General features: G+C 35.7%; 13 protein-coding genes. All 13 read right to left on the bottom strand.

Annotated elements, in window-relative coordinates:
* Positions 1–40 precede the first annotated feature (40 nt).
* Positions 41–2,224, bottom strand: coding sequence for an alpha-L-rhamnosidase-related protein (locus AC07XU_RS11000; protein ID WP_494943699.1), 2,184 nt, complete (start codon positions 2,222–2,224; stop codon positions 41–43).
* Positions 2,225–2,281: 57 nt separating this feature from the next.
* Entirely contained in the window at positions 2,282–3,871 is a 1,590-nt protein-coding gene (locus AC07XU_RS10995) for a sodium:solute symporter family transporter (protein ID WP_494943698.1), read from the bottom strand.
* 86 nt (positions 3,872–3,957) lie between these two features.
* Positions 3,958–5,046, bottom strand: coding sequence for a Gfo/Idh/MocA family protein (locus AC07XU_RS10990; protein WP_494943697.1), 1,089 nt, complete (start codon positions 5,044–5,046; stop codon positions 3,958–3,960).
* A gap of 108 nt (positions 5,047–5,154) precedes the next feature.
* A complete protein-coding gene (locus AC07XU_RS10985) occupies positions 5,155–7,722 on the bottom strand; it encodes an L-rhamnose mutarotase (protein ID WP_494943696.1) in 2,568 nt (855 codons plus the stop codon).
* A gap of 1 nt (position 7,723) precedes the next feature.
* On the bottom strand, positions 7,724–8,620 hold the full coding sequence (locus AC07XU_RS10980) for a sugar phosphate isomerase/epimerase family protein (protein WP_494943695.1): 897 nt from the start codon (positions 8,618–8,620) through the stop codon (positions 7,724–7,726).
* Between the two features lies 1 nt (position 8,621).
* Positions 8,622–10,001, bottom strand: coding sequence for an acetylxylan esterase (locus tag AC07XU_RS10975; RefSeq protein ID WP_494943694.1), 1,380 nt, complete (start codon positions 9,999–10,001; stop codon positions 8,622–8,624).
* A gap of 104 nt (positions 10,002–10,105) precedes the next feature.
* Positions 10,106–11,242, bottom strand: coding sequence for a sialidase family protein (locus AC07XU_RS10970; RefSeq protein WP_494943693.1), 1,137 nt, complete (start codon positions 11,240–11,242; stop codon positions 10,106–10,108).
* A 96-nt stretch (positions 11,243–11,338) separates the two neighbouring features.
* A complete protein-coding gene (locus AC07XU_RS10965) occupies positions 11,339–11,992 on the bottom strand; it encodes a DUF3826 domain-containing protein (protein ID WP_494943692.1) in 654 nt (217 codons plus the stop codon).
* 107 nt (positions 11,993–12,099) lie between these two features.
* The gene (locus AC07XU_RS10960; RefSeq protein ID WP_494943691.1) at positions 12,100–14,844 is read right to left on the bottom strand and encodes an alpha-L-rhamnosidase; all 2,745 of its coding nucleotides are present in this window, start codon (positions 14,842–14,844) and stop codon (positions 12,100–12,102) included.
* Between the two features lie 69 nt (positions 14,845–14,913).
* Positions 14,914–17,673 carry a glycoside hydrolase family 2 protein gene (locus AC07XU_RS10955; protein WP_494943690.1) on the bottom strand — a complete coding sequence of 920 codons (2,760 nt, stop codon included), beginning with the start codon at positions 17,671–17,673 and terminating at the stop codon, positions 14,914–14,916.
* On the bottom strand, positions 17,673–19,208 hold the full coding sequence (locus tag AC07XU_RS10950) for a sialate O-acetylesterase (RefSeq protein WP_494943689.1): 1,536 nt from the start codon (positions 19,206–19,208) through the stop codon (positions 17,673–17,675). Before AC07XU_RS10950 ends, AC07XU_RS10955 begins: the two co-directional genes overlap by 1 nt.
* The gene (locus tag AC07XU_RS10945; RefSeq protein WP_494943688.1) at positions 19,202–21,031 is read right to left on the bottom strand and encodes a six-hairpin glycosidase; all 1,830 of its coding nucleotides are present in this window, start codon (positions 21,029–21,031) and stop codon (positions 19,202–19,204) included. Before AC07XU_RS10945 ends, AC07XU_RS10950 begins: the two co-directional genes overlap by 7 nt.
* Positions 21,032–21,066: 35 nt before the next feature.
* Positions 21,067–21,993, bottom strand: coding sequence for a glycoside hydrolase family 43 protein (locus AC07XU_RS10940; protein ID WP_494943687.1), 927 nt, complete (start codon positions 21,991–21,993; stop codon positions 21,067–21,069).
* Positions 21,994–22,072: the final 79 nt, after the last annotated feature.

Below are 22,072 nucleotides of genomic sequence, written 5' to 3'. Positions count from 1 at the left end.
TTTCTCCCTGCGGCTCGAGATGACGGCTTTTATAAATTTCTTAACCCTGATATTCTACCAAATAATCCATTCCTTTTTTGATGGTTACTTCATAAAAACCTTTAGCAACTTCTTTTATTTCTGCCCCTTGTACAGTTGGCTTAATAGCGCTTTTAAATCTTAAAGTTCCTACACCTTCTGAGGCCCTAACTATAATTTGTTTTTTACTTACCGAAACTGAAATTTCTCCATTATTGGTTGGCACTTTACCTTGCATCCATTCTAAACCGCCTAAATTTGGTTCTATAACATAAGTTTGATAAGCTGATGAAGTTGGTTTAATACCCAAATAATACTTACCTAATAAGTAAATCGGACTAGCACCCCAAGCATGGCACAAACTTTTGCCAAATGGGCGACCGTACATAGCCAAATGTTCAGTTCCTTGTTTATCAGGATTGTATTCTTCCCAAAAAGAAGTAGCACCTAGTTTCAACATTCCGCCCCAATAATTCTTCATTTCTTTTAAAACATAAGATTGCTCGCCCATTGCACACAAAGCCTCTAACTCATAAAAGCGCATGTAAGGTGTTGTAATTTTGGCAACTTTATCATTTAACAACACATTCTCTTTTACGGCTAGTTTTTGTTCAGGCGTAAAATAATCAAAGAAAATACCGAACATATTCGCATAACGAGTTACATTATCTGTTTGTTTATCATTAATACGACTATGCACTAAAGCGTTTTTTTCCTTATTCCAATAGAGTTCAAAAATTTTAGCTTTTAGTTGTGCCGCTTGTTTGCTGTAAATTGTTGCGCTAGCTTCATCATTAGCTAATTTTGCGCATAGTGCCATTGTTTCTAAACTTCGGCAATACAATAATTGCTCAAAACTTACTTCGCCATCTTTACTTAATTTATCTGCCCAGTCTATAAAAATCCAATCACCAGGCATCCATTCTAATAAACCATTTTTATTTTTACGACCATCAATATAAGTCATTAAACTTTTCATCCGCGGATAAATATCTTGCACAAATTTCTGATCTCCAGAATATTGATAATAATCATAAATCCCCAAAAACCAATAGAATGAATAATCCATAATGGTATTGATGTGAGCCGTAACCGGATCTTTTCCGCGTTGCGCCCATAAAGTTCTTTTCACAGTTGCAGCATCATAAATCGAATAATAATTCATCAAATAACTCTGATAAGCATCACCACTCCAAACCCATCTATCGCGTTTTATGCCATCTATAAAAAACTCTCTGGTATTTAGTTCAAATGTATATTTAGAAACATCGTAAATCTTATTCAACTCCGCATCAGAACTTTTAAAACTTCCACGTTGTGCCACTGGAGCATATTCGTATAGCATTGAAATTGAATCTAATGTTACAGAACCTTCTGGCTGGATATTTACGTAACGAAAAGCTTTAGACAATTCCATTACCGAATCTTTCTTATTAGCTAAATTAAGCTCAAGCAAATCTAATGTTTCGCAATGCGATGTAGACAATGCTTCTTCTTTAGACTCTCCGTAATAAATATTCAATTTACCTTTTCCTTTTAGGCCATGCACTTTAATAAAACCAAATGTTTCTTTGCCAAAATCGGTTACAAAGCCTTTATTTATTTTATTGTTAGTTGTGGCAAATATTGGTTTGGTAGGTAATTTAAACTGCGATGGTTTAATTAATGGATTGGTTAAATTCCAAGTTCCGGCGTTTACAAAGGTTGTTCCAGATTTGTCAGATGTTTTTCCGCTGGCATCAATCCATTCTTTATCTTCAAAAGTAGCCAACCAAGTATCATCAGAAACTACATTTTTACCCTGCACAAAAATAGCAGGCACTTGCGCAGTACTGTAAACTTTTAAGCTTAATTTATGCTTACCTGCCGGGATGGTAATCTTTTTAGGAAAACCAGTTATCGCCTGACCATCAATTTTTACATTATAAGTTCCTTCAACAAAAAGTTTAACTTCTTCTGCTGCTGGTAAATTAAATTCTTTATGAAAATCTACCAAAACATAATGGCTATCCATTTTCCAGAAAACTGGGAAAAAAGATCCCCTTTCCGTTCTTCGGTTTTGCATTACGTTGCTCATGTAAATATCAAAATCACCCGGGTACCAAATCCATTGCGCTTTTTGGGCAAAAATTGGAAATGTTATACAAGTTAAGATGATGCTAAGAAATGCTCTTTTAAAGTATTTTAGATTGGTCAAATTATTCATGTGCTTTTAATTGAAATTTAATATTTTATCTTCAGACATCCAACATCTAACATCTACTCAATGTCCGTTAAAGAATAGGTAAAGTGCAATCATTACTACGGTTAAAGCGCCAAAAGAAATCCAAACCCTACGACTAGGCTTTTGGATATTTGCCTGATGTTCTTCATTTACAACATAAACAGCTGATGAAGAATCTGCAAGCGAAATTATGATCGACAAAACGGTTAATAATGCAAAAATTAAAAACGATAAGACCAAATAATGTGGCCAAAATCCATAAACTGATGAGGGGAAAATCCACAGGTAACAAACCCCAATACCTAAGCTAATTGCCGAACCAATTGAAAGCGTAAAGTTTACCGCTTTTTTGGTTGTTCTTTTCCAAAACACAGTTGATAAAAATACAACAGATAATGGTGGGGCAATAAAACCTAAAACCGCTTGAAAAACATCAAATAGTTTTAAGCCCTGAATGTTATCGATAGCCAAGGCAACCAAAATTGCAAAAATGCAACCTGCAACTACCGTATACCTGCCAACTTTAATAATTTCTTTATTTGATGCGGTTGGATTGATTTTTTTGACATAAACATCCATAGTAAATACTGTACTTAAAGAGTTTAAGCATGAGCCAATTGTACCCACCAAAACAGCGATAAGCACAACTATAACTAAACCATTCATGCCTGGCGGGAATAAATTAGTTACCATAGTCATATATGCCATATCTGCATTTTCTAAACCAGGATAAAGCACATAACACAAAATACCAGTAATTATAAAAAGTGGAAGCGATAAAATTTTGAGCCAGCCGATAAAGCTTACTCCAAGTTGGCCCTGTTCTAAGTTTTTTGCTCCTAAAACAGACTGCACCATTGATTGATCTGTGCAGAAAAATGCTACTGCAGAAACTGGATAACCTAATAAAATAGCATACCAAGGATATTGTGGATCGCTTGCTGGTTGTGCTAAATTCCAGAAATGCTTTGGTGTTTTTTCATATAAAGCTGCTATTCCTCCAACTTTATCCAAACCTAAATATGTTAAAGCCAATGAAACACAAATCAATAATATCATTTGAAAAACGTTAACCTTTGCTATAGCCTTTAAACCTCCGAAAAATGCAAATAATCCTGCAAAAGCAACCAAAACCGTTACCGATTGCCACATCGGAACCCCTAAAATTTGCCTAACTAAAACTCCGCCAGCAAATAAGCCTAATGATAACCAAGAAATTAAAATCTTGATTAATGCATACCAGGCCAATATGTTCTGTGTTGAATCGCCGTACCTGTTTCCCATAAATTCTGGCATAGTACTTACTTTTGCAGCCAAATATTTAGGTGCAAAAACAATGGCTAAAAGAAATAAAAATATGAATGCATACCATTCGAAATTAACTGCAACAATGCCCGTGGCGTAGCCTATACTTGCAAAGGCCACCAACATTGATGGTCCAACATTTGTACCCCACATGTTAAAGCCAATGCTGCTCCATCCTAATGATTTATTGGCCAAAAATAGATTTTCGTCATCATTTTTCTTTTTCGAAAAACTAGCCCTATAGCCTATTACAACTAAAATAATTAGATAGATAGCTACAATAACGTAATCTAAAGGTGTTAAACGTTCTACAATGTTGTTCATGTTTTTATTTTTAGTTTATCACTTCGAATTGGATGAATCTTATTAAAAAGATCCTTCACTGCACTCCAAATGAAAAGAGCATTTATTTATAATCCTATCTCCTCTTTCGAAATATGATATTCTTTTAAAATATCAGCTATTTGAATTGGTAAACCTGTTTCCAACGACCTGTCCATTGCCTGCAACAGCGCCACAGTACCTATTCCTTCCTTTAAATCTGGATAGGCAACAGTATCATTTTTAATACTTTCGGCAAAGTATTCTAAGTAATTTTGGTATTCGCCAGCATGGTGACTTTGCCCTTCAAACCTGAAATAATGTTTCAAGGTAGAATCGCCCCAAACCACAATTTTTTCTTCACCAGTTTTATCGGTAACTGCATATCTAAGCTCATGGTAATCTGCCTGACTAGCACCTTCTGTACAGCGTAAAATGGTGCTCATTCCGCTATCGCGATAAGCGGGTTGTGTTGGCCCTGTATAGGCACCACTTACTCTGGCAATTCTTCCATCTTCAGCTTTGAAAATGAAGTGCATCGTGTCATAGTTTTTTAATCCCGCGGTTGCGCCATTACTACTTAGCATACCATAACCCATAACTTCTTCAATATTTGGCAAGTACCAACGTATAAAATCAACTGGGTGACTTAAACCACCGTACAACCATTTAAAGGATTGTTTTAAAGACCAACCTTTAGCTAAAAACCAACGATGATCGGCATGATATTGAGCTTCGATGGTAATTAAATCGCCAATTAAACCTGCTTCAAAGTCCTTTCTTTGTCGCTTTGCAGGCTCAAAAAAACGAGAACTCTGACCAACAAAAACTTTTTTACCAGACTTTTTACTGATTTCGATTAATTCTTGAGCTTGTGCTAAATCATCTATAAAAGGTTTGGTGCAAACCACATGTTTACCATGTAGCAAAGCCTGTTTTATGTGTTCTGCATGTAAATGATCTGGAGTGTAAATTGCAATCACATCAATCTCTTTATCATCCAGCATTTGCTGATAACTTGTTGTATAGTGATGGAAATCAAATTCTTTTGCTCTTGCTTTACAGGTGTCTTCATTGGCATCGCACATTATTTTTAGCTCATAACAATCACTTGCTAAAGCTGCTGATATGGTGCTTCTACCCTCACCTAAGCCTAATATTCCTAATTTTAATTTCATTATATTTTTTCTATCGTAATTGCGAGGCACGAAGCAATCTTACGACTATGAATTGGTCTGTAAACTGCTTTAGGATTGCTTCGTGACTCGCAATGACGAGTTATTTCATTATTTTACTTGTTCAAAGAAAACCCAAACTTCATCTTTTTTGGTGCCTTCAATTCCTTCTTGATATTTGCTCATTAATTTGTTCCATTCATCAACACGAGGATTGTTTGCTGTTGTTTTAGGGTTTAATTCATCCAACTTTGCTCCTTTCGGAATACTGATGATTAAAATTAATTGCCTTCCATTTTTAAAAATCACCAATTGCTGAAAATCTGCATTGCAAAAACCTTTAGAAAGTTCTGGCCATTTCTCAAATTGCGTTTTGTGATATGATAAATACTCTCCTTGCATCTTTTCATCAGCAACTAAATTGGCAGATAAGATTACATGATCCCACTCTTTTACAGTTGCTAATCCACAATTTTTTTCTCGGTTAAAGTTGTAAAATAGATCATCGTACAGTTTCAATTCTGTAGCCTTAAATCTTTTTAATGTTTGATTTAGACTCTCTACTTTTAAACTGTTGGTGTAAACCAATAAGCGATTGCTCCATCTATAAAAATCAGATGCTAAAAGATTATTTTCTTGCGCAAAAACACTGATTTCTTTCTCGCTAGGTAATTTTTTATCTTTAAACATCAATTCAAAAACAACTTGCTTTGCAATTGCAGTTTTTATTTTTTGGGTAACCGAAGGCGATGAATTATATTTCAATAAGTACTGAAAATCTTTCTGTAAGCCTGCATTTTCTTTAATGCTTTGCTCAACTTCAGCACCGTTATTTTCCCAAACATTTGATGGTCCGTTGGCATTTTGCAAGTATTTTTGAGCAGGCGTAAAGTTATTTTTGATGGTAATGCCTGATGAACCTTCATCTGTATAAATGTAAAACCAATGATCTGGTAAATGTGCATAGGTTGCATCGTAAATATCAGTTATTGAGTTATTTATTATTTGTGATCCTGGTTGTGCAGATAGCGTATAAATGCCAGCAACATCATACATTCTTTTCCCATAATGATGGATTTTGTTTCCACTGATGAGATTGTTTTTCATCACATTAGGAGTCTTTGTCCAACCCCAACCCAAGCTTATGCCACTATAATTTACTTCATTAATTTCATTGTTAACTATTTTTAAATCGCTCACATAACCAGCGCCAATTCCAACTGCTCCCCAATCTTCATTGGTCACATCTGTAATCAAATTATTTTCGATGGTATTATTCGAAGCAACTTCTCGCAAATCTTTAGGATTGTAAGGTAAATGTACTTCAGTTGCTTCGTCAGAAAACGTGCCGACCAAAATTCCAGATCCGCCAATGTCTTTAAACAAACTTCCTTTTACTAAATTTTCGGTTGTTCCTTTATTTAAATCTAATCCTGTAGATGCCAAGTGTTTAAATCTGCAATTTTCGAATAGCGTGTTATTTGCATAATTTAAAAGCACTGCTGATGCTGGTCTGCCAACCCAAGCTTGATTTTCTAAAGTTGTCTTATCAGCAGTTCCGGGTATTTTAAGTTTATACGCGTCTAACATATACATTCCCGCTTGATGCGGCACGTGACCTTCTTTAGATGGACGAAGCCAAGTTGAATGTTGGAAAGATATCCCCTTAAAAGTGATAAATTGAACAGGATGATCTATCGTTCCTTCAATTTTTAACAGCGTTTCTAATTTTGGTACAACGACATCTATAGTTGATAGTTGTTCCCCGTTTTTTGGCCAATAATATAATTTTTGATTACGTAAATCTTCAAACCATTCGCCTGGTTCATCTAAAAACTGAATAGAATTAGTGAGGTAAAAAGCAGAATTACCAGTTTTGGCAGAAATCCATGGTGCAGGCCAAGGATGCTCAGATTGTATTCTACTTTCTGGCTGCATGAAAGTTAATTCAATTGCTTTGTCGACAATTTTTGCAGATTTAATGCGCAAATTTGCGATAGCCCACCATTGGTGAATTATCATTTCCATACCTGTCATTGCAGCAACGTTTATCTTTTCATCCAAAGGGATTTTGCAAGTTTGATTTTTGGCATCCCAAGATAAAATCCTGCCCATTAAATCGCCGTTTTTATCTTTAGCTCTTGTAGATTTTTTATCGTTTACCCAAAGTTGCCTAAATAATAAACTTTGGCCACCAGGCGATGGAACATCAACACTCCAAATATGACCATTAGCTTTTTTAGGTAAGCCAACAATATTGCCTGAAACCTTTTGCCAGCCCTTTAATGGTAAACCACCACTAAAAATTACTTCTTCATTTGATGAATTGATGATCTCCGTTCTGCTATCTTTTGTACCCGAATCTTCTGGTCGTAAAACGATGGTTTCGCTGAGTTGATAAATTCCATTTTCTATATAAATTTTAATTCCATTTTGGATACTTGGATCTTTTAACCGACGTAATTCTCTTGCTTTTCGCAAAGCAGAGTGTAAGCTAGCCAACGGTTTATCTTTAGAGCCAACATTAAAGTCATTCCCTTTGGTAGCTACATAAATATCAGCAGCACTTGATGTTAAGTTAATTAAGCTAAATAATAAAACAAGAATGAAATTTTTGGTTTGAGAGGGCACAAATGAAGCTTTTAACATATAACCAAATAGAAAGTTTGCTTTTTTCATCTTATCTAGCTTGAAAAATTTGCTTTAAATAAGTAGTGTTTGCACTAAAATTATACTTTACATTGGTGGGCTGTCTACCATCACGAGAACGCTCTACAACCAACCAGCCACTCCAGCCCATTTCATCCAATGTTTTCTTAATTTTCCTTAAGTCAATTTTGGGATCATTTTCTAGCCAAACACCATCTTCGTTGGTAGCATGAATTTGAATGATATTTTTTCTACCTAAAATCTTCAGCTCATCACTTAAATCTCTGCCGTTTTTTATCGCATTAGAAAAATTGAAATAGCTTTTAACTGCTTTACAATTAATTTCCTTCAACAATTCAAGTTCACCTTTAGCATCTAATGATGTTTCGATACCAATTACAGCACCTGATTTTTTGGCCATTTTACCTACAACTTTTAATCTTTCAATAATTGGCTGTCTCAATTCAGGGTTTTTAACTAAATCGCCCTGCACACCTAAAGGTAGAAATGCCACTTTTATGTTCATTTGCTTCATCGTATCCAAGCAATCTTGCACCATTTTTTGGTAAGTAGGTCGGGTAGCGAAAGATTGCGCATAAAATCCTGTCATCGCTAAAGAACAAAACTCAATTCCAAGTTCGTTGGCTGTATTTATATATTGCTGTCTAATTTCAATATCTGCCAGTTTGTTGTCAAAAGTATCACGATTACCTAATCCGCCCATGTCAACCTCCAATCCATCGGCACCAATTTCTTTCGCCAATGGTATAGCACTCAGTTTTTGACGTTTTAAAATCATCAAATCAATTACCGCAATTTTATAGGCTGATTTTTTTGATGCCGCGAATACAAATCTATTAGGTAGCATTAAGCTTCCAGTAATTAAAGCCAACGAATTAATAAATGTTCTTCTATCCTGGCTTTGCATGCTAATCTTTAAAATTTGGAAATAATTTCTTTAAGTTTTCGAAACCAATGATGGCATTTTTAGGTAATTTTTCGCCTTTATCTCCAAAAACATATAAAGCTTTTTCGGGTTCTATTGTTACTTTGCTTTCATCGTAATTTCCTTTGGTATCTTTTACCTTTGCAGCATCAAGCTGGAAGTTTTTTACTAAAAAATCGTAAAGGGCAATTCGTTTGTTTACGCCGAAATCATGCTTTTCTTCTGGTAAATGCACATTTTCAACTTTGTTGCCTACACCATAATAACTATACATTTTTTGTAGGTAAGGAAAATCATGTTTTGGGGTTTCTGCAGTCCAATCGCCTCCATCTGAAACTATTAACTGTGGTTTTGGAGCAGCCATAGCGGCCAACTCTACATTATTTGTTCCGCCAGCACAAAAATGAATTGGCATACCACTTTCACAAGGGCAACCGCCATAAAAGTATGATGACATGGCCACAACCGGTGCGCTTAATTTAATTCTATCATCCATGGCTGTCATTAAAATTGAATGACTTCCTGCGCCAGATCCACCACTTATACCAATTCTACTGGTATCTGCATCTTTTAAAGAAGTAAAATAATCTAAAATTCTGATGCCACCTAAAGTTTGAACCGTTTGTGCCAAAGCTTTTCTGTGGTTTTCATACTTAAACTGCAACATCGATTCTCCCCATGCAAACAAATCGTAACTAAAAGCCATAGCTCCCATTTTGGCAATTGTTGCACATCTGATTTGGCAATCTGGTCTAAAACGTTGTTGTGCCCAATGCCCATCAGGACTTAAAACCACCGGAATTTTGCCTTTATATTTTAATGGTTTATACAACGAACCATTTACATAAACGCCCGGCAAAATTTCGATAGCAATATTTTCTACTGTATAGCCATCAAAAACACGTTTGCTGGTAATTATAGGTTTGCTGTTTGGTTTTGCTGGTAAAGGTGATAACAATAATGCTTCAAAAAGCTCAGGTTTAATCTCAGCTTTACGTTTTTCCCAACTTTCTTTATCGTTATACTTGCTAGCCAAAACATTTAAATAATCCCAACCATCTTGCACTTCCCAACGATTATATTCATATTCTTTAAGCTTGTAAACTTTGTCTTTTTCTTTATTCACCTTCATGTCCAAAGGCTTCAAAACATTGTCTAAAGTCTGATCCAGATCAGCTCTAAAACGCCAATCGGCATATTTCACAACCTTATCTTTTACTTGAGCTTCACTATGCTTAATGGTAACGCCGAAACGACTTTCAATTTCATTAATTACTTGTGATAGTGGTTTTTGATATTGGTTATCTGTATTTCCACTTTGTGCGGAAACATTGACTAAGGATAAGGCAGATATCAAAAACATTAGACAGGCTTTTAACAATCCTCCCCCAACCCCTCCGATACATCGGAGCAAGCTCTCCAAAGTGGGACAGCCTGATTCAGAAAAAAAATTTTGAATTAATTTTCTCACGGTTCTTCGCTTTTAGTTTCGGTTAATACTGGTGCGGTGTAACCTTTTAAACTTGGCCAAATACCATTTTTAATCTTTTTCAATTTCAGCTTCGCTGGATCAACAACAATATGGCTAATCTTTTCTCTACGCCAAGTGTAAATAAAATGAAGCATCCCATCAGCTGTTTGAATTACGGCAGGATAAGAATATTGACTTATTGGTGAATCTTCTAAAATTAAAGCTGCAGACCATTCTTTTCCATCTTTAGAAATTGAAACATTTAATGGTGTTCTCGCTCCTTTCGCCAAATCGCCTGGAGGCAAAACATGGTTGTAAACTAATACATGCCTACCATCTTTCATGGTTAATGCATCGGTACCTGAGTTGTTATTTGGTAAAGTTGTTTTGGCCAAAGGCGACCAAGTTTCACCGTTATCCATAGACCATGATTCTGCTATGGCACGGTTTCTTGTTCTTGCTAAAATTTGAAGTTTTCCATTTCCATGTAGTAAAATACTTGGCTGGATCGCATTCATACCGCTACCATCAATTGGGCCAATAGTTCTCCAAGTTTGTCCATTGTCTTTTGTTACCTCGAAATGGATTTTCCATCCATCACCTTCTTTGCTTGATGGAGCGAATAGATTTCCATTGTCTAACAAAATTGGTTTGTTTTTTACTGGACCAATATAGCCATCTGGTAATTTCTTAGCCGCCGACCAAGTTATACCACCGTCTTTTGAGGTTTTCATTAAACCCCACCATTCTGATGGTTTTGGACCAACTTTGTAAAACAAAATTAATTCTCCGCCAGGAACTTGATATAAAACCGGGTTCCAAGTTGGCAACCTTTTTCCATCTGGTTGTACGCCATCTGCGGCAGAAACAGGCGCTAGCCATTTGCCATCAACAAAGCGACTAATGTAAATTTCTACATCAGGATTACGCTCTGCAGTGCCGCCAAAAAAAGAAGCCACTAAACCTGTAGGTGTTTCTACTAACGTTGCAGAATGGCAAGATGGAAATGGTGCTTTATCATATAGATATTCTTGTTTGATAACTCCTTTTTGCCATTTTTCTAATTGGGCATTGGCCGAAAACGCCGCTGCAACAACTAAACTTAGGGTGATGTATGTTTTTTTGAAATTCATAGTTTTTAATTCTCTTTTAGGTTGATTACTAAGATTTTATACAAGCTCGAAGGTTTTTATAAATACAAAACTGTAAACTGCTAACTGCCAACTGATTTACTGTTTCGCTTTTTCCTTTGCTGCTTTTTCTGCTTTAATTTTTTTAGTATAATCGCTGTACATTGTGCGCCAATTGCGACCATTATTATTCAAATATTGCTCTGATTTAGTTTTGTAAATTTCGAAGATCGCAGAAATCTGTTTCATGTTTTTATAGTCAACTGCCTGCTCACGTGCCTGTTTCATAAAACCTAAAATTGTTGCTTCTTCTTTTTCTGTTAAATCTGGCACAATTGATTTATAGCCATTCATGGTGAATTGAACTTTGCCAATAGTGTACTTATCTAAAATAATTTCTACTTGCTCTGGGGTTAAATCCTTTTTTAAACCATCCATTAAAGCAGTATGAACCGTAGTAGGCATAGCACTGTCTGCAATTATTTCTCTGTCTAAGTCGCTTAACTTATTTCCTGTAACTGGATTTATCCCGGCAGGAACTGTAGCAGCTGGATGTGCATTATGCCAATCTCTAACTGCAGTTAAATGCTGAGCAATAACGGTTTTTAATCTACTCTCTTTTGCTGCATCAGCTAGGTTTAGTGATGTTACCCACTCACCTGCTTTTTGCAAATTTTGCTCATCCGCGGTAGTTTGTGCTTTCGCAAATGATATTGCCAGAGCTAAAATTGTTAATAGTAATATCTTTTTCATAATTGGTTTTTATTAATTGTTGCTATTGCAAGGTTTGATTTTCATCAACCTAAGCAATCTTTCTACTCAAGACAGATTGCCACGTCGTTCCTCCTCGCAATGACGGTTTATTTAAGATTCTTCTTCACTACAAACGAATAATAACCTGAGCCAACCTCATAAATCGCTCTGCCATCTTCATTTTTTATAAATTTTAAATCTCTTATATTTTTTATTTCTTCTGTTATTTCATCGCCTTTGGCAAACGGTAAATAAACCATTGCAGTTGTATTTGCAGGCACACTTATTTTCCAAATGAATTGATTTGCGGTGTTGCTGTAATTGCTTTCTATCAATCCGTAAACAGAATTGTAACTTGCATTAACAGCGTTCAAACCATTAATGATTTCAGGTTTCATGGTTATTTTTTTAAATGCAGCATCGGCTGATTTTATTCCTGCTAAGTTTTCGTAATACCAAATCAATAAATCGCCCAACATCATTACATGGTTTTGCGAATTCATTTTCGGATCAGCAGTATTACCATTCCATAGCTCCCAAATCGTTGTCGCACCATTATCTACCATATATCCCCAAGATGGGTATGTTTTTTTGGTTGCAACTGTGTAAGCTAAATCTGGTCTGCCATAATCGTTTAAACAGCGCATAAGCCATTGTATTCCAACCAAACCATTGCTTAAATGACCATTATTAGTTACCTCAACAGTATAAGTAATATTTTTAAAAACCTTTTCTACATTATTTTTTGGCACCATGCCGAAATAAAGTGGAATAACATTATCAGTTAGCAAATTTGTGGCGTAGTAACCTTTTTCATTGTAATATTTTTGGTTGAAGGCGTTTTTAATATTGTTGCCAAGTGTCTCGTACATTCTAATATCTGCATCGTTACCACTTGCTTTGGCAAACTGGATCATTAATTGTGTAAAATGATAATAATATGCAGTTGATAACAACTCTGAAGGATACTTTTTATCTGCGCTTTTGCCTCTTCCAAATTCGATGGTAACCGGCGGCATGCACCAATCTCCGTAACTATCTTTAGTAAGGATGTAATCTTTCATGTAACGATCTTGCATGTAAGCCAACCACTTTTTCATAGCTGGATAGTTATCTTTTATGGCGTTAACATCGCCAGTTTGTTTATAGAGCATTTCAGCAACTAAAAGCATCGCCCCTGGCCAAGTCATGTTATCGCTGTAATAACGCCAAAAAGCTGGAGCAACATCAGGTATGGCACCGTCTTCCTTTTGCGAATTTCTAATATCTTGCAACCATTTGGCGTAAAATTTGCCATTGTCAAACACAAAGCTCTCTCCGTAAGCAACTGCACCTCTATCGCCTAACCAAGGTTGGCGCTCGTTTCTTTGCGGACAATCGATCGGAATACCTTTATAATTACCTGCAATTCCCCACCAAGCATTTTTAAAAATTTGGTTAGTTAAAGCGTCAGAAGTTTCAAATGTGCCCACCGTTTTAATATTATCGTAAACTATTTTACCTACAAAATCATCAATTTTTGGCTGATAGCTATAACCAGAAAGTTCTACATATCTAAAACCTCGGTAGACAAAAGTTGGCTCCCAAGTTTCTAATCCATTTCCTTTGAGCGTGTATAAATCGGTACATTTCGCATTGCGTAGATTAGCTGTAAACAATTCGCCATTATCTTCTAATGATTCTGCAAAGCGAAGTTTAACCTGTTTACCTTTTAAGCCTTTCACTCTAATTTGCAACCAACCCACCATGTTTTGACCCATATCTAAAATGTATCTTCCTCCACTTAATTTTTTGATAGAGACAGGTTTAAGCGTATTCATAACCCGCATATTTTCATTCATTTGCGCTTCGATAACTCCAGAAGGCTCTTGCACAAATTCAGCTTTTAGCCATTTGGCGTCATCAAAACCAACATTATTCCATCCTACAAATTCTTTAGTAGCATTATATTCTTCTCCATCGTATTCATTATTGGCACGAATTGGGCCGTCAGCAGTTCCTTTCCAAGTATCGTCTGTATCAATGTTGGCCGTGGTACCATCTGTATAAACAATGTGCAGGTTCATCAGCATTTTTGGGAAACCAAATGTTTTAATTTTATAAGGTTTTTCATTTTGGCGCATGGCGAAGAAACGACCGTTCCCTAAAATAGTACCTATGGCATTTTTGCCATTTTTTATATGTTCGGTAACATCGTAAGTGTTGTACTTTACGTTTTTGGTGTAATCAGTAGCTGTTGGTGCTAAAACATCATTACCCATTTTTTTTCCGTTGATGAATAACTCGTATAAACCTAAACCTATAATTGAAGCGGTAGCATGTTTAATCTGTTTGGTGCTATTAAATTCTTTTCTGTAATATCTTGCAGATAACCGTGAATCGGTTTTAATGTTATCCCAAGCAAAAGCACGATCAAAGCCAATCCATCCCTTTGGCCAATCTTTGTAATAGAGTAAACCCATAGAAAATGTATTTACAGCCGACCACTCACTTTCGCCAACGGTTGTCCATGTTTTTACTTTCCAATAAGCTCTAATGCGACTTTGCAATGCTTTTCCACCATATTTAACATGGATTGAAGTTTCTTCACTCACCTTTCCACTATCCCATAAATCGCCCTCGTTGGCATTTAGTTTTTCTGCTGATGAGGCAACCAAAATTTGATAACCAGTTTGCATTACATTTCGCTCTGCGGAGATGATATGCCAAGCAAACCTGGGTTTTAACACATCGATACCCATCGGATTAACCAACATTTCGCAAGTGGTATTTTGTAAACTCACCACTGGTGCCATTTTTTGAAATGGAAGCAGCAGTATGCCAAATAAGATGATATATATTTTTAGGTTCATTTTTTTAGCTTCGTGGTGACTATACCGATTAAATTTTCTTTGCGTTCTTTGTGTATTTGCGGTTAAATTTTACTTCCCACTAAAATCAAAATACAAGCTCATAGTTAACGCTCTTGCTGGTTCTTTCTCAAAATCATAAAATACATGTTTCATTCCCATTGGCCCTGTGGTTTCTGGTTTTTGGGTTTTGGTACCAATTGCCGATATGCCATTCATAAATGAAATATCTCCATCAGGAAAAGTTGGGCTCATGTTATCCCATGTTGTGTCTTTTGATTTTTTCGGTGTAAACAAGCGCAAAAAAACATCTTCTTGATCTGTATATACTTTAAAGTTATTGTTTTTACCGATAAACTCACACCAATACAGGTTTGAATAATAACCTTTAAATTCTGGGTAAATGTAGGGCGCTTCGCCAGTTGCTGTACTGTTAAAATCTTTTTGCCAAACGCCATATTGGTTGCCTTTCATCCTGTTTTTCCAAACTCTGTTTGGTCCTTTTCCCCTATACTCAATGCCTTTTATTTCAGCCTCAGGGTAAGAGAAATTCATTCCCACAAAAGTGGTAAAATAAGCCGCTGGAAAATAATTAACCTGCATTTTAACTATCCCAGAGGGATAAACTTTCCATTGTAAAGTATTGTAATTTTCTTTACGGTCGAAAGTTGAAGAAATGACTAAAGTATCTCCATCCATTTTGTGGGTGAAATTTTTGAAGTTGTTTACACCTTCTTGCAAAATCGGTCCGTTTGTAAAAGGAATTTCACCTTTGGGATTTTTTACTTTTAGTAGTAAACCTGTAGTTTTATCAATCACAACCTCAACTCCGTTTGCTGAAACTGTATAATTTGATGAGTTATTGGTAAAATCTATTTTCGATTTTAAACTCTTATTAATCTCTAATTCAACAACTTCATTAGGTTTTTTTATAGGAAAACTCCATGTGTAAATAGTTTCTCCATTGGGCGATTTAGCTGTGATTTTCAGCACATCAAAGAATTTTAAATTTTTAGGCAATTGCATTTTTAAAATTCCTTTTTCAAAAGGTTTAATATCTGGTGCAGTTATTTTACCAGATGTCTCAATGATATCACCAGAACTCAAAGTGCCTAATGTCCAGGTAAATGTACATTGGTTAATATTTGTAAAAGCGTATCTGTTTTCTATGTTAAACGAACCATCAAAACCCAATGCAATTTCTCTATGCTCAAAAAATATTGGGCTCCAAACCTCTTTTATCGTATAAAAACTACCTTCTTTTTCGTGGTACGGACCAACTATTCCGTCTGGCGCAAGGTTACCTTGGGTATCAATAATCCCATTTTTATCTGTCCTTACTACACCTTGATCAGCAAAATCCCATAAAAATCCGCCAGCAGATAATGGATTGCTCCACATGGCTTTCCAATAATCTTCCAATCCGGCACCATGACCACCATCCCACATGCCATGCAAAAATTCTGTCGGCATTAAAATATTGTGCCCATGATCGTAATTACCAATTCCATAATTGTAATCGCGATAATGGGTAGTTTCAAATCCGCCAAAAACCTCCCAAGGATGAATTAGGGGGCGTTTTTGAATATCTTGCTCTGCAAATAAATGATCTAATTCACGGTTGTGTCCACCTTCATTTCCATTTGCCCAAAATATGATCGAAGGATGATTTTCATCATTTTCCATCATTTCTGCCAATAATTTTGTTCCGGTTTTGGTGTCGTAATTGCCATGCCAACCCGCTAATTCATCCATCACAAATAAGCCCAATGAATCACAAACGTCTAAGAAGTGTCCATCTGGTGGATAATGAGCCATTCGAACAGCATTCATGTTCATTTCTTTCATCAATTTAACATCAGCAATACTGATAGCCTTACTTGTTGTACGACCAGATTTAGGGTAAAATGAGTGGCGATTTACTCCTTTAAACTTCATTTTTACGCCGTTAATGTAAACACCATCTCGTTCTTTAACTTCAATAGTTCTAAAACCTACTTTTTTAGAAATTTCGTGTAAAGCTTGTTCGCCTTTGTATAAAATAAATTTTGCAGTGTAAAGGTTCGGAAATTCAGTTGACCATAATTTTGGATTAACAAATTCTCTTTGTAGCCTAATTTGTTTACTAATTGCAGTTTCAATTCTCTCTCCAAAAGCATTTCCCTCATTATCATACAATTGAATAGCAACCTTGTCTGCGCCATTTGTAGCCAACACATTCACTTCAAAAAGCCCATCTGCTTGTGCGTTAATTTGCACCCGTTCTATATGCGCTTTTGGTAAAGCTTCTAAATAAACAGGTCTATAAATTCCACCGAAAATCCAATAATCTGCTTTGCGTTCTGCTTCATTAACCGATTGATTTGCAGAATGTTTAGCAACTTTTACTTCAAGTAAATTTTCGCCAACTTTTAATAGCTTAGAAATATCATATTTAAACAAATAAAATGAACCTCTATGAATTTCACCAGCTAATTTTCCGTTAATCTTAACTTCGGTATCTGTCATCGAACCCTCAAAAACGATATTGATTTTTTTGTTTTTCCAATTAGCAGGAATAGTGAATTTGTGTTTGTATAAACCAATTTCCTTGCCTCTCAAGCTATCTTTATCGAAGCCATAATTGTATTTACCAAAACCCTGCAATTCCCAATTTGATGGAACTGGGATAGTAGACCATTTATTGGCATTCATTCCTCCAGTTACAAAAAAGTCCCATTTAACGGTATCATCATTACCCTTACCCGAAAGATATTTCTTTTCTGTTTGTTGTGCATATGAGATGCAAAACAGCGATATAAAACATAAAATCAGGATAAATCTAAGTCTCATTAGTTGGTATTAAATTGTTTTGTTAGTGGATTATTTGTTCTAAACGGCAAAGCAGGTAAACCATTTTGGTAAAAATTTCCTGTCGGATTTTCTGTCCAATTGTATCTTGCGGCAGTAGGCTTTTTTACATCAGCAGATTTTACAAAAACCATATTACCTACAATTTTTGCAGTTGCAGGCTTAAATTCACCATTTTCTGCTGCAACTTCGAAACCATTTAATAGCTCAGTTGATTTTTTGAGTTTCTTTAAATTATCAAATTTCAAAACTATAAGGCTATCTATAAAAGTAGCGCTGCTATTTATTGGCCCTTTATCATTAACTTTCTTTTTGTAATCTTTTGCCAAAGCCAATAGCGATAATCGTCTACCAATCTCCCATTTATAAGTCGGGTGCAAATCCTCCTGATTATCGTTCAAATCCGTAGTTACCACCATTGCCGTGTTTGGTAAACGTAACAATTGAGCTTGTGCTTCCCAAAATTCGGGTTCTGTGTTTGCCGTCATCACAACTTTGCCGGTAGTTTTTGAATAATTGTATGGCGCAATCTGAACATAATAAAATGGCATTTTTTCATCGTTCCAAGCTTTTCTCCAACTGTTAATCAAAGCTTTCATTTTATAAGCATAGCTGATGGTTTCACCCAAAAAACAATTTGTTTCACCTTGATACCATAATATTCCTCTAATTGGAAGCTTGATCAGCGGCTCAACCATTGGCGTGTAAAACTTACCAGGATCATTGCCTACTTTTTGGTTAGCGAAATAAGGTTCAGCAGCAAAAGCTTCATTGCTAATCCAAGGTTCTATAGCGCTACCAGGCACAGCCGATGAAATTATACCAATAGGAATGCCTAGTTTTTCTTGCAACTCTTTAGCAAAAAAATAACCAACAGCAGAGAAATTTCGCAAAGCAGAATCTTGTGCTACAGACCAACTTGTATGAATAGAATCTGGTTTAATTAATGTTTTTCTATTAACTAAAAATATCCTGATCTGTGTATTTTTAGCATTAGCAACTGCATCTTTCGGAAAACCCAAAGCCTCATTTTTAGGCGTTGGTATTTTTACCAATTTACGCATGGCATATTCCATGTTAGATTGACCTGAGCAAAACCACACTTCACCTACTAAAATATTTTTCAAAATGATTTGGTTGCTACCTGTTATTGTCATTTGTTGTGGCACAGCCGAGGTTTTTAATGGATTTAAAGTTACCATCCAATTTCCTTTAGCATCTGCTGTTGTAGATTTAGTTTGTTTGGCGAAGGTTATTGTAACGTTTTCTCCAGCTGACGCAAAGCCCCAGATGTTTATGGGCTTTTCGCGTTGCAAAACCATATCATTACCCAAAATTTGTGGTAGTAATATTTTCGCATTTGCGGATAAAGAACTGCAAAAAAGAACTAAAACGAGGATAGAAAATTGAAAGCTCGAAAAGATGATATCTCTTACGGATTTCTCCCAAAAGGTCGAAATGACGTTAGTTTTAAAAACTGAAAACCGAAAACTGAAAACTGCCAACTGCTTTACCATTTACTTGTTTTTAAATATTTAATAGCATAAAGAGCCTCTTTTTTTTCACTTTCACCTGCGTTTGGTAAATCATATGTTTGATCTGCAGGTGTATCAACATTAGGAAAACGACGAACTTCGCCAGTGCGAAAAACGATACGAGAAACTTCTGCAACAGGTTGAAACGATAAACTTGTGAGCACATCCTTTCCATTAACAGTTACAGTATAAAACCTCGTAAAAGCATCAAGTTTGATTTTAATAACGTATTGCTCACCAGCTTTATATTTCATGAAATTTTTATAACGTGCGCCAGCTTTTGCACTTAATGTTCCTGTAGAATCAAAGGTTAAACGTACTGTTGCCATTCCTCGGGCATCTTGTAATTCAATCTCCATTAAACCGAAATTATCTTGTTTTGGTGTAATTGAAAACTCAGTAATTACTTTACTGGATGCTGGAAAAACCCTTTCCGCCTTTGCGTAATCAAAAAGATCTTTATCTTTTAAAACTAAAGTTTGGTTTGCTATTGCTACAGGCGCCCAAAGCGGACTATAAATATTCCATTTGTTTAACTCTTTTACAGAATTTACAGCAGAAAAATTATCATTAGCCTGTTCCGTAACTGTTTCTGCTACTGGAAGTTTCATAGAAGACACCCAAATATCTTCTTTATTCATGCTATAAGTTACCCATAGCTTGCCATCTTTTGGCTTTCCATTGCCTTCAATTATGCCTCTTACATATTGTGGCCCATAAGATTTGTAATTGCCACCATAACGCATTGGAGTTATATCACCATGCACCAAAAGTAAATTGGTATAATCTAATCCATTGTTACTGGTAGATATCGCTAATGGCCAACGATATTCTGACGGATTATAAACGGTAGCAAAATTTCCATCGGCAGTTTTTTGACCCCAAAATTTAGCATTACTATTTACAAAACCAGGTGCTCTTGCTGCATTTTCAGGCCAAGTTTTACCTTCATCAGTACTAATTGCAGTTAAAGCATTTTTCCACATTCCCACTACTCTACCATCATTTAAATGATAGTAATTAAACGCTTTATATTGTTTTTGTAAGGTAATTAAAGGATCTTTTCTATCTGCTTCTTCATTCCATTGTTGTGTCATTAACTTATTAGCCAGCAACTCTTTACATGCCTCAACAAAAGCTTTGTTTTTACTCCGTGTATAATGTGGATATAAGGTGTTTTTTTCAGACCATTTGGGGTTATAGTGGATAAAATATATTTGTCCGTACTTGCCATCAGGTTGAATTTCTCTCACCACTCTTCCAATTCCATTTCCATCATTCGGATCATCCTTAGCATCAAAACTTATCGCATAAAATCCCAAAACTAAAAACACGTTCTTTTTAGATACATAAAAACCCATTCTTTGGTGCATTACTGCATCTAAACCTTTTGCTACATCAGTTCTGCCTTCTTTTGTAGTGCCATCTGCAATTCTATATACCGGAAAAATCACATCTGGCTTTGTCCAAGTATAACCATCAGGGCTACTCTGTAAAAATGTTTGTCCTGGCGGGATGCTTTCTCCCAGTTGATCACTTAAATATTCTACATAAAATTTATCGTTCCAATAGGCAAGCATTGGGGCGTGGTTATAGGTCCAACCAAAATTTTCGGCCAATGCCGGATATGCTCTATTTGCCCTAAAAGTTTGGATATTATGAACACCGACTACAGGAGTTAATTGTCCGTGATGATAATCTGCATTAACTAAAGTTTTACCAGTGTAACGGATGGTATCTTGAGCTTGCAGCGTTTGAATTGCAAATACTAAGGTTAGGATGATATATAGTTTGTTCAATTTCATTTTTTCTTTTCTGTTGATGGTAGATTAACTGTTAACTATTTTTTCAAACCTTCAACAATTTTCTTTTTTACTTTAATCACTGTACCATGCTTATGACCTTCAGGGATAGTTGTGGATGAACTTACATCTTCAAAATTTTTAAAATCAGCTGTGCTTAAGGTTGTATATTTTTTATCTCCGTAAGCATCGTAGTAAATCAAATATTTATCATCTTTTTTAATTACAGTTGGTCCTTCGGTTAATTTGGGACTAAAAGTCTCCGATATATCGGTGTACGGGCCGAGTACGCTATTGCTATAAGCCACTTTTAAATTCCGATTCGGTCTGGTATTGTCTTTTAGAACTAATACATAATCTTTGGTTGCTCTTTTAACAATAACTGCATCAATTACGCTAAAACCTGGTTCTAAAAATAGTTTTGGCTCAGAAAATGATACGAAGTCTTTTGTTGTTATAGCATACATTCTGTGGTTATTGTCTTCATCTTCAATCCCTTTTGCAAAACGAAACGGAATGGTTGAGGCCCAAATGATGATGAATTGTTTTTCCTCATCATCGTAAAAAATTTCTGGTGCCCAAACATTTACTGTGGTGGGTTCTTTTTGCATTACAGGAATAAACTTTTGCTCACTCCAATTTTTTAAATCTTTAGAATTGGCATAGCCGAAGCCATTATCACCTTTCCAACTGCAAGTCCAAACTAAATGAAATGTACCATCTGGACCTTGAACTATCGATGGATCTCGCATTATTTTTTGTGAACCAACACTTGGTTGCAAAAATATTTTATTTAGGTCTGTCCAATGTTTGGCATCGTATGAATACAAAAGTCGTAAACCTTCATTGGCAGGCTCACGAAACGAAGTAAAAATATAAGCGTTTTTTGAGCAGGAGTTCATTGCACAAAGTATTAAGCCAATAATGGCTAAACGAATTGATGATATGAACTTTGTTTTTAGCACGCTATATATTTAATTTAGTGTTTTTCTGTTTGTCATCCAGAACGCAGTGAAGGATCTCTAAAAAAGATTCCTCGTTCCT

This window comes from Pedobacter sp. GW456-11-11-14-TSB4, assembly GCF_059424425.1.
This window is presented reverse-complemented; position numbering and strand designations above follow the sequence as displayed.

What these genes read in the sequence shown, in the direction of transcription:
- AC07XU_RS11000 (WP_494943699.1), bottom strand. Translation starts at nt 2,224, where the DNA reads ATGAATAATTTGACCAATCTAAAATACTTTAAAAGAGCATTTCTTAGC.
- AC07XU_RS10995 (WP_494943698.1), bottom strand. Translation starts at nt 3,871, where the DNA reads ATGAACAACATTGTAGAACGTTTAACACCTTTAGATTACGTTATTGTA.
- AC07XU_RS10990 (WP_494943697.1), bottom strand. Translation starts at nt 5,046, where the DNA reads ATGAAATTAAAATTAGGAATATTAGGCTTAGGTGAGGGTAGAAGCACC.
- AC07XU_RS10985 (WP_494943696.1), bottom strand. Translation starts at nt 7,722, where the DNA reads ATGAAAAAAGCAAACTTTCTATTTGGTTATATGTTAAAAGCTTCATTT.
- AC07XU_RS10980 (WP_494943695.1), bottom strand. Translation starts at nt 8,620, where the DNA reads ATGCAAAGCCAGGATAGAAGAACATTTATTAATTCGTTGGCTTTAATT.
- AC07XU_RS10975 (WP_494943694.1), bottom strand. Translation starts at nt 10,001, where the DNA reads ATGTTTTTGATATCTGCCTTATCCTTAGTCAATGTTTCCGCACAAAGT.
- AC07XU_RS10970 (WP_494943693.1), bottom strand. Translation starts at nt 11,242, where the DNA reads ATGAATTTCAAAAAAACATACATCACCCTAAGTTTAGTTGTTGCAGCG.
- AC07XU_RS10965 (WP_494943692.1), bottom strand. Translation starts at nt 11,992, where the DNA reads ATGAAAAAGATATTACTATTAACAATTTTAGCTCTGGCAATATCATTT.
- AC07XU_RS10960 (WP_494943691.1), bottom strand. Translation starts at nt 14,844, where the DNA reads ATGAACCTAAAAATATATATCATCTTATTTGGCATACTGCTGCTTCCA.
- AC07XU_RS10955 (WP_494943690.1), bottom strand. Translation starts at nt 17,673, where the DNA reads ATGAGACTTAGATTTATCCTGATTTTATGTTTTATATCGCTGTTTTGC.
- AC07XU_RS10950 (WP_494943689.1), bottom strand. Translation starts at nt 19,208, where the DNA reads ATGGTAAAGCAGTTGGCAGTTTTCAGTTTTCGGTTTTCAGTTTTTAAA.
- AC07XU_RS10945 (WP_494943688.1), bottom strand. Translation starts at nt 21,031, where the DNA reads ATGAAATTGAACAAACTATATATCATCCTAACCTTAGTATTTGCAATT.